The sequence below is a fragment of the Pseudomonas sp. IT-P218 genome, assembly GCF_949767605.1.
Lineage (GTDB): Bacteria > Pseudomonadota > Gammaproteobacteria > Pseudomonadales > Pseudomonadaceae > Aquipseudomonas > Aquipseudomonas putida_AE.
This window is the reverse complement of sequence record NZ_CATKQQ010000016.1, coordinates 1-12958: the sequence shown is the minus strand read 5'-3', so window position 1 is coordinate 12958 and position 12958 is coordinate 1. Positions and strand designations below refer to the sequence as shown.

The window sequence follows — 12958 nt, the reverse complement described above, 5'->3', positions numbered from 1 at the left end:
TGATCGATTCAAAGAGGTTAAAGCGAAGGGCTGTGATCTGTTTGCAGGTGACATCCTTTTTAATGAAGGTAAGGAGAAAGTAAAAATGGCATTTGACGCATACATCCAGATCGACGGCATTCCAGGCGAAGTACTGGACGACAAGCACAAGGATTGGATCGAGGTGCTGGGCTACGAGTACGGCGCCACCCAGGCGACCTCCGCGACTGCCAGCTCTTCGGGCGGTGCTTCGTCGGAGCGTGTGGCATTGAGCGACTTCAGCATCCGCAAAGCCGTGGACAAGGCTTCCGCCAAGCTGTTCGAAGCCTGCTGCAAAGGCACGCACATCGCCAAGATCCAGTTGAACGTCAACCGCGCCGGTGGCGACAAGGTGACCTACCTGACCATCAACCTGGAAGAAGTCGTGGTGTCGTCCGTGAAAGCGGTCGCTGGCGGTAGCCAGGGCGGCGAAGACAAAGCGGTGGGCGACCTGCCGATCGAAGAAATCAGCTTCAACTTCGCTCGCATCAAGACCACCTACACCCAGCAGAGCCGTGCCGACGGCCAGGGCGGCGGTAACGTCACCGGTGGTTGGGATCGCACTGCCAACAAGGTTTTCGCGTAAACCCTGGGCAATAACGGACCGCGAGAGCGGTCCGGTTTCAGCACTGCGCCCGCGAAAGCGGGCACGGTGTTCTCTTATTCCGATCCGAGTTGCCTATGTCTGAATTTCTCAACGACCTTTCGCTGGCCGAACTGACAGCGCCCATCCACGGCGGGAGCGGCGAAGACCTGAGCTTTTCCACCCTGTTCGATCAGGTGAAAGAAGCGCGGCGAGCAGACCCCGATTATCTGACCCAGGGTGACTGGCAAACGGACCTGAAGTCTTCCGACTGGGACCTGACCCTCACCCTGGCTGCCCAGGGCCTGGCTCGACAGAGCAAGGACCTGATGCTCGTCGCCTGGCTCAGCGAAGCCCTGGCGCACAAGCACCATTTCACCGGCATCACCTTTGGCCTGACCCTGGCCGAACGCCTGCTGGACAATTTCTGGGCCGGCCTCTTCCCTTCCCTCGAGGATGGGGTCGATGAACGCGCGGCCCGCCTGGCGTGGATGAAAACCACCCTGGCGGATGTGGTGGGTGGGCTGCCCATCACCCAGGGCCAAGCGTACGGCCTGCTGCGCTATGACGAATCCCGGCACGTCGAAAACCTCGCGTTGCAGAACCCCCAGGCCATGCGTGCAGCCCTTGATGAAGGCAAGATCAACGCCGAGGTGTTCCAGCGTTCGGTGGTGCTGACCGACTCCGACCACCTGCGCCACAAAGCCGCTGAAATCGCCGCCAGCCTCAATGCCTGCGAGCAACTGCAGAGCACCGCCGACAGGCTGTTCGGCCAGGATGCGCCGAGTTTTGCCGGGCTCCACTACGTGTTGTCCCGCGCCGGCCAACTGGCCGAGAAACTGCTCAAGGATCGCGGTATCGATCTACACCCGGCCCCTGTCGCGCCCACCGCGGTCGTCGGCGAAAGCGCTGGCGCACAACCTGAAGGTGCAGCAATGACCCAGACCCAGCAAGACATTCCCGTCACGCCGCTGCGCACCACACCGCAAACCCGCGACGAGGCATTCACCCTGCTGGCGGGTATCGCGCAGTACTTCAAGCAGACCGAGCCCCAGAGCCCTGTCCCCTACCTGATCGAACGCGCGATCAAATGGGGCAACATGCCGCTGGAGGGCTGGCTGAGCGATGTGATCAAGGACAGCAATGTGGTGGATAACATCCGCGATGTGCTGGGGACGAAGTCTTGATGACAGGCCGGAAAAACTGCAGGCAAAAAAAATCCCGGGCAGCTGATGGACGCCCGGGACTTAAAAATGCATAAACCGTGGTGGTGAACGCGGGGCGCATATTACGCAATGTTTCGCCCTGTAACAAGATATTTTCGTTAACCGGTCAGTTACTAAACTCTCTAAGCCGTTATATATCCTGATATTTTTTACGGTTAACCTCGAAACAACCTTAACTACAGGAACCAGCGGTACTCGCGGGCACTGATGTCATTCAGGAATGCCAGGTGGTCCTGGCGCTTGTTCTCGCAATACACATGGACGAATTCCGCGCCCAAACCTTCACGCAATTTTTGATGGCTTTGCATGGACTGCACCGCTTCGAGCATTTCCAGCGGGAAGTCGATCCCACTGTTGCGATCTTCGTTGAGCGGGGCGATCGGTTCGCGAGCTTGTTCGAGGCCTTGTTCCATTCCCACCAGGATCGCGGCGAGCACCAGATACGGGTTGGCGTCGGCGCCGGCGAGGCGATGTTCGACCCGCAGGTTTCTCGCGTCCGACTCCGGCACCCGCAGGCACGCGTCCCGATCCTCGAAACCCCAACTGGCGCGCGAAGCGACGTTCACCGTGGCGCTCAAGCGTCGCATTGCGTTGTGGTTCGGCGCGAAGATCGGCATGCAGTGCGGCAACACATCCAGGCAACCGGCTACCGCATGGCGCAACGCTTGTTGCCCGTTCGCCGCCAGCAGGTTGTTGCCCGCCTCGTCGTACAGGCTCACGTGCACATGCATGCCGCTGCCGGGGTGCTGCAGGTAAGGCTTGGCCATGAAACTGGCGCGGTAGTCGTGCTTGAGGGCCACGCCGCGCGTGCTGCGGCAGAACAAGGCGGCCCAGTCGGCGGCGCGCAGGCCATCGTCGAGATGACCGAAATTGATTTCGAACTGACCGGGGCCCAATTCGGCGGTGATCACCGTGGCATCGATGCCTTGGGCGCGCGCGGTCTCGACCATTTCATCGAGCACCGGGGCAAAGCGCGATAGGCGTTCGATGTGCATGTTCGGCTGGTCATCGGCATCGCCGGTCAGCGGGTCGCGGGCAAACTGCGGCAAGCCATCGCGCAATTGGCTGTCGAACAGATAGAACTCCAGCTCGAACGCCACCACCGGAAAAATGCCTTTGCGAGCGAGTCGCTGAAGTACCTGCGCCAACACTTCGCGCGGCTCGAAGACGATCGGTTTTTCCGTGCCGTCGGAGGTGATCAGCATCTGCCCCAAGGGTTGCTTCTCCCAGCTCACCAGCTTGAGCGTGCCCGGCACCAGGCGCCGCAGCGCATCCGGATCGCCGTCGTTGAAGCAGTAGTCGCCGATCTTGAACAGCCCGCCCTGGGTGCCGAGCAGCACGCAGTTCTGCGGCAACTTGAGGGCACTGCCGGCGGCGACTTTTTCGAGCATTTCGATCGGGTAGCGCTTGCCGTAGAAATGCCCGGGAATGTCCAGGGAAATCAGGTCGACGTAGCGCACCTCGGGGTAGCGCTGACGAAACCCACGCACTTCGGCCAGCAGATCAGAGCACACAGCATCCATCGTTTTGTTCCTTGCTTGTTTTTATCAGGTGTAGACCCAGAGCACGCGGGTCAGTTGGGCCGAGAGGTTGCCGTAGCGGCAGTGGGCATGGCTGGCCAGTTGAAAGCTGTCGCCGGTGCGTAGGGTCACCGGGTCGTTGTCATCCAGCCACAGCGTCAGCTCCCCTTCGAGGACGTAACCGCCCTGCTCCGAGCTGTCCTTCATGTGCCGGTCGCCGCTGCTCGCACCGGGTTCCAGCTGGCTTTCGAGCATGGAAAAGGACGCGCGCATTTTTGGCGAGACCAGGATGTCGGTGATGCCGTCGGCGTAATACAGGGTGCGGCGCTCATCCGGCCGCGTCACCCAGGGCAGCGCCATGGGTTTGGGCAGGCTGTAGAAATAGGTGGTCGGCACGCCGAGCGTCTCGCTGATGGCGGTCAAGTCCGCCACCGTCGGGCGGGACAAGCCGCGCTCGACCTGGGATAGAAACCCCACGGAGCGGCCGATCTTGTCGGCCAGGTCCTTCAAGGTGTACTTCTTGTGCTTGCGCAGGTCCTGGATCAGGATCGCCAGCGCCGAAATCTCTTCTTGCATGTCCATCTAAAGGCTTCCAGAAGTGGCCGATTCAAATGCTGTCGCGCAGCCGGTACCAGGCTTTGCCGATGGCTTCCAAGGGTGCTGCCATGTATTTTCCGCCGGGAAAGCTGCCATTGGTCAAACCTTGGTACAACGCCAACTCATCCGGCTGGCCGAGAATGGCGTCGGACACCGCCCGGGCTCCGGCAAGGGTCGGCAGCACGCCGTGCCCGGAGTAGCCCTGCAACCAGTAGAGGTCGCCGCGTCGACCGATGTCGGGCGTGCGCTTGAGCGTCAGGTCAATGTGCCCGCCCCAGGCGAACTCCAGTTCAATGCCCTTCAATTGTGGAAACACCCTTTCCAGGCACGGCCGGGTGGCACCGGCAATGTCCTTGGGCATGCCCCCCAGATAGGTGCAGCCGCCGCCGAACAGCAGCCGGTTGTCCGGCGTGCGGCGGAAATAATCGAGCACGAACTGGTTGTCGGTGACGCAGACATTGCCCGGTAGCAGCGCGGTGGCCTGGGCCTCGGACATCGGCGCCGTGGCCACCTGATAGGTGCCCACGGGCAATACGCAACTCGCTAGCTGCGGGTCGAGTCGGTCCAGGTAGGCATTGCAGGCCAATACCAGGACATCGGCGCGGATGCGACCGCGGTCGGTGGTGACCACGTAGCCGTTTTCGTCCTCGCGATAATTCAACGCCTTGCTTTGTTCATGAATCACACCGCCCGCCTTCTCGATCGCGGCGGCCAGCCCCAATGCCAGCTTCAAGGGGTTGAGGTGCCCGCCTTCGGGGTCGTACAAGCCGGCCTGATAGCGATCGCTGGCCACCCACTCGGGCAACTGGGCGCGCTCGATGAAGCGCAAACCGTCATGCCCCCATTTGTGGCTGGCTTCGTGTTGCCATTCGGTCAAGAGGCTGACCCGGCGTGGCATCACGGAAGTCCATAGATGGCCGGGGCGGTAGTCGCAATCGAAGCCATGGCGTTCGGGCAGCTCGCGCAACTCCCGTGCTGCCCAGCGCATGCCGTCCCACAAGCGCCGTGCGCGTTCGTGGCCCAGCGCGGCTTCCAGCGGTGGCATGTCACAGGACCAACCGAGAATGGCCTGGCCGCCGTTACGTCCCGATGCTGCCCAGGCGACGCGACTGGCTTCCAGCAAGGTCACGCGTTTGCCGGCCAGGGCCAGGCGCAGCGCCGTGTGCAAGCCGCTGAAGCCGGCGCCGATGATCAGCACGTCGGTGTTTTGTTCGCCTTCCAATGCCGTTCGATTGACCAGGCGATCAGCGCAGGTGTGGGCGTAGTAGCTGGCGACATGCTGGGTGGATTGCTGAAACATTACCGGCTCCATGAAATTTTATAGTTTTAATTTCATGAAAAAATACAGGTTTAATTTCATGCGTGCAAGGTTGGTATCCTTAAGGGCTGACTTGGAGGCCTGACAGATGCCCCCTCTCCCACGGCCGCCCCCGATCCACTGTAGGAGCTGGCTTGCCAGCGATGGTCGTCAACGATGACGCGGGGAGCCTGATACCCCGCGTAATCGTTGACCTCCATCGCGAGCAAGCTTGCTCCTACAGGTAAGGGTGAAACCATAGTTGGCCGTTACCGCAGGAATGGATATGTACACAGTCAATAAAATCCAGATGGGCTGTCAGGCCGCCATCGTCAGCAAGCCGGCTCCTACAAGTTGCGCCTACAGGCATTTCAACGCGACGTTTTTCAACCCATAAATTTCCCACCAGTTAAAAAACTTTCACAAAAACCTCTGGACGCGCCCCCAGCATTCCCCTTATAAAGCCACCAACAGGAATATTTTATTCCCACCAAGAAAATGCGCTCAAGGAATGAGCCTCGCTGTCCGCTGACATTTTTTCGCTATGCGATGAGCTGCCGCCATCATCCCGAGGACGTGTCATGCAACACGAGAAAAACCATTTCATCATCAAGATCACCTGTCCCGCGGTGTCCGGCATTGTCGCGGCCGTCACCACTTACCTCGCGGACAACGGTTGCTACATCGGGGAGATGGCGCAATTCGACGACGATTTCAGCGGCCGCTTTTTCATGCGCGCGGTGTTCCGTTTCAACGATGGCCACGCCGGGGATATCCAGCAGATAAAGGACGGTTTCAGCGACGTCGCCCAGGCCTTCGACATGGACTGGGAACTGCACGACACCCGCGAGCCCATGCGCGTGCTGCTGATGGTCAGCAAGTTCGACCACTGCCTGACCGACCTGCTCTACCGCTACCACAAGGGCGAGATGGACATGACCATCACCGCCATCGTCTCCAACCACCTCGACCTGCGGCCAATGGCCGAGCGCGAGGGCATTCGTTTCATCTACCTGCCGGTCACCAAGGACACCAAGGCCCGCCAGGAAGCCGAGCTGATGAAGGTGGTCGACGACACCGGCACCGAGCTGGTGGTGCTGGCGCGCTACATGCAAATTCTCTCCGACGACCTGTGCAAGCAACTCTCCGGGCGGGCGATCAACATTCACCATTCGTTCCTGCCCGGCTTCAAGGGTGCCAAGCCCTATCACCAGGCTTATCAACGCGGCGTGAAGTTGATCGGCGCCACCGCCCACTACGTCACCAGCGATCTCGATGAAGGGCCGATCATCGAGCAGGAAGTGCAGCGGGTCGATCATGTCTACCTGCCGGACGACCTGGTGGCCACCGGCCGTGACACCGAGACCGTGGCCCTGTCCAAGGCGGTCAAGTACCACCTGGAACACCGGGTTTTCCTCAACCAGGACCGAACGGTGATCTTCCGGTGAACAGCCCTCGACTGATTGACGGCAAAGCCGCCGCCGCCCGGGTGTTGATCGAGGTCCGCAAGGACGTCGACGGTCTGCGCGCGAGAGACATCCAGCCAGCCCTGGCGGTGATCCTGGTCGGCAGCGACCCGGCCAGCCAGGTCTATGTGCGCAACAAGATCCTGCGCGCTGAAGAGGTTGGCATCCGCTCCCTGGAACATCGCCTGCCCACGGACACCAGCACCCAACAACTGCTCGACCTGATCGCCCGCTTGAATGCGGATCACGGGATCCACGGCATTCTCCTGCAACTGCCCTTGCCTGCCCATGTCGATGAACTGCGGGCACTGCAAGCCATCGATCCAGGCAAGGACGTCGACGGTTTTCACAGTGAAAACGTCGGTGGCCTCAGCCAGGGCCGTCCGGTGCTCGCGCCCTGCACGCCCAGCGGCTGCCTGTACCTGCTGGAACAGACCTGCGGCGATCTGCGCGGCAAGCACGCGGTGGTAATCGGCCGTTCGAACATCGTCGGCAAGCCCATGGTCGCGCTGTTGCTCAAGGCCGACTGCTCGGTGACCGTGCTGCACTCGCGCAGCCCGGACCCACAAGCCCTCTGCCGCCAGGCCGACATCGTCATCGCCGCGGTGGGTCGTCCGCGCCTGATCGACGCCAGTTGGCTCAAGCCTGGCGCGGTGGTGATCGACGTCGGCATCAATCGCATCGACGACGCCGGTCGCAGCCGCCTGGTCGGCGATGTCGACTTCGACAGTGCCCTGCTCCAGGTCGCCGCCATCACCCCGGTACCCGGGGGTGTCGGGCCGATGACCATTGCCTTCCTGATGAAAAACACCGTGACCGCGGCCCTTATGCAACACCACAGCCAATCGGAGGCCGTATGCCCTTCAATCTCTTGAAGTACGGGTTGAGTTCGGAATACCCGGTGGACGTGGATTTGCCGCCACCAAAGGAACTGAAATCAAGCTATGACGTGGTGATCATCGGTGCCGGCGGCCATGGCCTGGCCACCGCTTATTACCTGTCCAGGTACCACGGCATCAACAACATCGCGGTGCTGGAAAAGTCCTATCTGGGCGGTGGCAATACCGCGCGGAACACGGCGGTGATCCGCTCCAACTACCTCACCAGCGAAGGCGTGCGTTTCTATGCCGAGTCGGTGCGGATGTTCCAGGGCCTTTCCAACGAATTCGATTTCAACATCATGTACTCCGAGCGCGGCCAGCTGACCCTGGCCCACACCGATGCCACCGTGCGTTCGTTCCGCCAGCGCGCCGAGGTCAACAAGCACTTCGGCGGGCGTACTGAAATGATCGACCGCCAGCAGATCCGCGAACTGGTGCCCAGCCTCAACCTCGACCCCGGCCACCTTCCGGTGATCGCCGGCCTCTGGCACATCGACGGCGCCACCGCGCGCCACGACGCCGTGGCCTGGGGCTACGCCAAGCAGGCGGCCAAGCGTGGCGTGGAGATCCACCAGCTCACCGAAGTGCAGGACCTGATCATCGAGAACGGTGCGATCACCGCCGTGAAGACCAACCGCGGCACCATCAAGTGCGGCTGCGCGGTGCAGGCGATCGCCGGGCACAGCTCCTTGCTGATGGCCAAGGCCGGGATTCGTTCGCCGATCCAGACCTTCCCGCTGCAAGCCATGGTCACCCAGCCGTTCAAGCCGTTTCTCGATCCGCTGGTGAGTTCCTCGGCGCTGCACTGCTACGTGCAACAGACCAGCCGCGGCGAAGTGGTGTTCGGTGGTGGCTCCGATCCCTACCCGCTGTTCAACACCCGTTCGACGCTGGACCTCAAGGAAAGCCTGCTGGCCCACGCCATCGAGATGTTCCCGTTTTTGGCCAACGCCAAGCTGATGCGCCAGTGGGCCGGGATCACCGACATGACCCCGGACTACAGCCCGATCATGGGCCTGTCGCCGGTGAAAAATTACTACCTGGACGCCGGTTGGGGCACCTGGGGTTTCAAGGCCACGCCCATCTGCGGCAAGACCATGGCCGAACTGGTGGCCAGCGGCGGCAAGGTCCCGGAGCTGATCAAGCCCTTCGGCCTGGAGCGCTTCTCGACCTTCCGGCAAGTCAACGAAATGGGCGCCACGGCGGCCAGTCACTGAGGGAGAGCGGACCATGAAAATCATCAATTGCCCGCTCAACGGGCCACGCAATATCAGCGAGTTCACCTATGGCGGTGAATTCAAACCCATGCCGGATCCAGTGACCTGCAGCGATGCCGAGTGGGCCGACTACGTGTTCAACACCGACAACCTCGCCGGCGTGGTACGCGAATGGTGGATGCACACGCCATCGAGCTACTGGTTTCTCGCGGAACGTCACACCGTGACCGACGAAATCCTGCGCACTTTCGACCCCAAAGAACTTTTCACCGCCCGCGTCGACTTCAACGCCGCCCAGGAGATCGCCGGATGAACCGCCTACCCGCCCCGATGGGCCTGCTGATCGACCGTGACCAGCCGCTCGATTTCAGCTTCGATGGCCAACCCTGCCAGGGCCTGCAAGGCGACAGCATCGCCAGCGCCCTGCTCGCCAACGGCCGCTTCCTGATTTCCCGCTCGTTCAAATACCATCGCCCGCGTGGCCCGCTGACCATGGCCGGGCAGGACGCCAACAGCCTGGTGCAACTGCCCCAGGAACCCAACGTCCTGGCCGATGCACACGCGCTGGCGGCCGGTTTGCAGGTGACGGCGCAGAACGTCAACGGCTCGCTGGACAACGACCGCGATGCGTACCTGGGCAAGTTCTCGAAATTCATGCCGGTGGGCTTCTACTACCGCTCGTTCTACAAGCCCAAGGGCATGTGGAAAGTCTGGGAACCGATCATTCGCAAGAAGGCCGGCCTGGGCGTACTGGACCTGAAGTTCCAGCCCGAATACTACGACAAGGCCTATCTGTTCACGGACGTTGCGGTGATCGGCGCCGGTCCCGCCGGGCTGCACGCGGCACTGACCGCGGCCAATGCCGGGGCCAAGGTGCTGCTCATCGAGCAACAGCCGGTCCTCGGTGGGTCGCTGACCTATGCGCGCTTCGACATCGCGGGTACACGCGCCGACGCCTTGCGCCGCGAACTGCTGACGGCGGTGCAGCAGCACGCCAATATCCGCATCCTCACCGAGGCGACCTGCAACGCCTGGTTCACCGACAACTATCTGCCGGTGATCCAGGGTAAACGGATGTACAAGGTGCGCGCCCGCCAGTGCCTGGTGTGCAGCGGTGCGTTCGACCAGCCGGTGGTGTTTCGCAACAACGACTTGCCCGGGGTGATGCTGACCAGCGCCGCACAGCGCCTGATGAAGCTCTACGCAGTCAAGCCGGGCAAGCGCGCCGTGGTGCTGACGGGCAACGATGACGGTTACCTCGCCGCCCTGGATTTGTTCGATCAGGGCGTGGAAGTCGCCGCGGTGGTGGACCTGCGCCATGGCCCGGGCGATGAAGCCCTGCTTGGCGCGCTGGCGCAACGCAAGATCCCCTGCCTGCGCAACAGCACCGTGTATGAAGCCCTGCACGAAAAAGGCCTGCGCCATGTCAACGGCGTCGACGTGCGCCAGATCACCGCCCAGGGCCAGGTCGCCGAGAGCGGGCAGCGCCTGGCCTGCGACTTGCTGTGCATGTCCGCCGGCTACATGCCGGTTTATCAACTGCTGTGCCAGGCCGGTGGCAAGCTGGCCTACGACGATCAGCGCGCCGAATTCACCCTCAGCGGGCTGCCGCAGAACCTCGCGGTCGCAGGCTCGGTCAATGGCCGTCACCGCCTCGACAACGTGATCGCCGACGGCGTCAATGCCGGTGCCGACGCCGTCGCGGCGCTGGGCATTGCGTTCGGTGTGCACCGGACGCCCCTGGGCAGCGAGGTGCGGGTCAACTTCAACTGGCCGATCTTCCCGCACCCCAAGGGCAAGGACTTCGTCGATTTCGACGAGGACCTGCAAGTGGCGGACATCGTCAATGCCACGCGCATCGGCTATCGCGACGTGCAACTGGTCAAGCGTTATTCCACCGTGGGAATGGGCCCCTCGCAAGGCCGTCACTCGGCGCTACCGACCGCGCGCCTGGTCGCCTGGGCGACCCAGCGCAACATCAGCGAAACCGGGGTGACCACCGCGCGCCCGCCCTTTGTCGCGGAAAAACTGGCCCACGTCGCCGGTCGCGCGTTCGATCCGTATCGGCAAACCCCGATGCATGCCCGGCACCTGCAAGCCGGGGCGAAGATGATGCCGGCAGGCATCTGGCAGCGCCCGGCCTACTACGGCCATGCCAGGGACCGCGAGGCGTGCATGCAGGCCGAAGCGCTGCATGTGCGCAACAAGGTCGGCATCATCGACGTCTCGACCCTGGGCGGCCTGGATGTGCGCGGCCCGGACGCCGCCGAGCTGCTCAACCGCATGTACACCTTTGCCTTCCTCAAGCAGCCGATCGGTCGATCCCGTTACGCGCTGATGACCAATGAACACGGGGTGGTGATCGACGACGGCGTCTGCGCGCGGTTCGCCGAAAACCACTTCTATGTCACCGCCACCACCAGCGGCGTGGATCGCATCTACCAGCAGATGCTCAAGTGGAACGCGCAATGGCGACTGGACGTGGATGTCGCCAACGTCACGGCAGCGATCTGCGCAGTCAATGTGGCCGGTCCCGACTCGCGCAAAGTGCTGGAAAAAGTTTGCACAGACCTCAACCTGAGCGCTGCGGCGTTCCCCTACCTCGGCGTGCGCCAGGGCACCGTGGCCGGCATCAAGGCCCGGTTGTTGCGCGTCGGTTTTGTCGGCGAACTGGGTTATGAAATTCACGTACCGGCGCGCCATGGGCTCAAGCTGTGGGACGCACTGATGGAGGCCGGCAAGGCCCATGACATCCGCCCTTTCGGCGTGGAGACCCAGCGTTTGCTGCGCCTGGAAAAAGGCCACGTGATCATCAGCCAGGACACCGATGGCATGACTCATCCGGGGGAAATCGACATGGGCTGGGCCGTCAGTCGCAACAAGCCGTTCTTCGTCGGACGGCGCTCGGTGGACATCCTTGAAGCCCAGCCGCAAACCCGCAAACTGGTGGGCTTCACCTTGCCCAGGGACAGCGCGCAACCACTGGAAGGTCACCTGATACTCAACGGCCCGGACATCAGCGGCAACGTCACGTCCTGCGAGTACTCGGCGAGCCTGGGCAAGATCATCGGCCTGGCCTACGCCGGCATCGACCAGAGCGCACCCGGGCAACGCATCCCGATCCGCGTCGAAGGTGGCCGCGTGGTGCAGGCCGAAGTCGTGTCGCTACCCTTTTTCGATCCCGCCAACCTGCGCCAGGAGCTTTGAGCCATGACCAGCCTGACACAACAACACAGCGCCGGTCAGCCGGCCCTCGCCCTCCTGTCCAGCTGTGCGCTGACCGACTTTACCGACCTGCCCCGGGTCGGCTTTCGCGGCGCCGGCAGCGCGCACTATTTGCAGAGTCGGGACTTCGTGCTGCCGGAAGCGCCCAACCGTGCTGTCAACCAGGTTGATGGCAGCTGGGTGGTGCGTCTGTCCCAGACCGAATACCTGCTGCTGGGCGGTACGCAGGACCAGGGCGAACGCATTGCCGACGAAGAAGCCAGGTGGGAGTTGGACCATCAAGCCAACTACCTGCTGCCGCGCCAGGACAGCCATGCCTGGTTCCAGCTCAGCGGCGAGCATTTGCCTGAGGTCATGGCAAAACTCTGCGGCGTGGACCTGAGCGCGCAGGTGTTCGGGCCCGGTGCCGTGGCGCAGACTTCGGCTGCGCGCATTAACGTGATTGTGATCAACGCCACGGCTGCGCAACAGCCGAGGTTTTATATCCTCTGTGACCGGGCATCGATGGTTTATTTTCAGGAGGCGTTGCTGGATGCGATGGAGGAGTTTTCGGGCATGGCATAAAAGATTAATACATACGCTCACGATCAGGCCGGCCGGGCGGCGGGCCCCTGTGGAAGCGAGCCTGCTCGCGAAAAACCTGAGAGCACCGCGGGGTGTCAGGCTTCACGCGTCAGCGTTGACCTCCATCGCTGGCAAGCCAGCTCCTACAGTGTGATTGGGGCCGTACACAGCTTTCCTGTGCGATGCGGACCTGTAGGAGCTGGCTTGCCAGCGAAGAGGCCGGCACATCCAACATCTCTGGTGACTGACACACCGCTACAAGAGATTTGTGGCCATACACAGCTTTCCTGTGCGCTGTGGAACCTGTAGGAGCTGGCTTGACAGCGAAGAGGCCGGCACATCCAACAGCTCTGGTGACTGACAC

Annotated in this window: 11 protein-coding genes; 8 read left to right on the top strand and 3 right to left on the bottom strand. The window is 62.2% G+C overall.

What is annotated here, in order from left to right; genetic code table 11:
• Window positions 1-85: 85 nt before the first annotated feature.
• Both ACM6I6_RS13060 and tssA read left to right on the top strand, forming a co-directional pair.
• Window positions 86-604 carry an Hcp family type VI secretion system effector gene (locus ACM6I6_RS13060; protein ID WP_077183092.1) on the top strand — a complete coding sequence of 173 codons (519 nt, stop codon included), beginning with the start codon at window positions 86-88 and terminating at the stop codon, window positions 602-604.
• A gap of 95 nt (window positions 605-699) precedes the next feature.
• The gene (gene tssA, locus ACM6I6_RS13055) at window positions 700-1788 is read left to right on the top strand and encodes a type VI secretion system protein TssA (protein WP_323608966.1); all 1089 of its coding nucleotides are present in this window, start codon (window positions 700-702) and stop codon (window positions 1786-1788) included.
• Window positions 1789-2003: 215 nt separating this feature from the next.
• Here tssA and ACM6I6_RS13050 read toward each other — a convergent pair whose 3' ends face one another.
• From ACM6I6_RS13050 to ACM6I6_RS13040, 3 genes are read right to left on the bottom strand one after another with little or no spacing between them, the layout of a single operon-like run.
• Entirely contained in the window at window positions 2004-3350 is a 1347-nt protein-coding gene (locus ACM6I6_RS13050; protein ID WP_274077537.1) for a glutamine synthetase family protein, read from the bottom strand.
• A gap of 24 nt (window positions 3351-3374) precedes the next feature.
• Window positions 3375-3929, bottom strand: a complete 555-nt coding sequence (locus ACM6I6_RS13045) for a helix-turn-helix domain-containing protein (protein WP_166620560.1) — start codon at window positions 3927-3929, stop codon at window positions 3375-3377.
• A 25-nt stretch (window positions 3930-3954) separates the two neighbouring features.
• Entirely contained in the window at window positions 3955-5244 is a 1290-nt protein-coding gene (locus ACM6I6_RS13040; protein WP_414920002.1) for an NAD(P)/FAD-dependent oxidoreductase, read from the bottom strand.
• A 578-nt stretch (window positions 5245-5822) separates the two neighbouring features.
• Here ACM6I6_RS13040 and purU point away from each other — a divergent pair.
• Genes purU through ACM6I6_RS13010 form a run of 6 tightly spaced genes read left to right on the top strand, consistent with a single transcriptional unit; the run spans window position 5823 to window position 12594 of the window.
• Window positions 5823-6689 carry a formyltetrahydrofolate deformylase gene (gene purU / locus ACM6I6_RS13035; RefSeq protein ID WP_274077539.1) on the top strand — a complete coding sequence of 289 codons (867 nt, stop codon included), beginning with the start codon at window positions 5823-5825 and terminating at the stop codon, window positions 6687-6689.
• The gene (gene folD / locus ACM6I6_RS13030; RefSeq protein ID WP_414920001.1) at window positions 6686-7582 is read left to right on the top strand and encodes a bifunctional methylenetetrahydrofolate dehydrogenase/methenyltetrahydrofolate cyclohydrolase FolD; all 897 of its coding nucleotides are present in this window, start codon (window positions 6686-6688) and stop codon (window positions 7580-7582) included. Before purU ends, folD begins: the two co-directional genes overlap by 4 nt.
• Window positions 7564-8805 (top strand): FAD-dependent oxidoreductase, encoded by a 1242-nt coding sequence (locus ACM6I6_RS13025; RefSeq protein WP_166620558.1) that lies wholly within the window; start codon window positions 7564-7566, stop codon window positions 8803-8805. The genes folD and ACM6I6_RS13025 overlap by 19 nt, the downstream gene beginning before the upstream one ends.
• Before the next feature lie 13 nt (window positions 8806-8818).
• Window positions 8819-9118, top strand: a complete 300-nt coding sequence (locus ACM6I6_RS13020) for a sarcosine oxidase subunit delta (RefSeq protein ID WP_274077542.1) — start codon at window positions 8819-8821, stop codon at window positions 9116-9118.
• Window positions 9115-12012, top strand: coding sequence for a 2Fe-2S iron-sulfur cluster-binding protein (locus ACM6I6_RS13015; protein WP_414920000.1), 2898 nt, complete (start codon window positions 9115-9117; stop codon window positions 12010-12012). Before ACM6I6_RS13020 ends, ACM6I6_RS13015 begins: the two co-directional genes overlap by 4 nt.
• A gap of 3 nt (window positions 12013-12015) precedes the next feature.
• Window positions 12016-12594 carry a sarcosine oxidase subunit gamma gene (locus tag ACM6I6_RS13010; RefSeq protein WP_414919999.1) on the top strand — a complete coding sequence of 193 codons (579 nt, stop codon included), beginning with the start codon at window positions 12016-12018 and terminating at the stop codon, window positions 12592-12594.
• Window positions 12595-12958 lie beyond the last annotated feature (364 nt).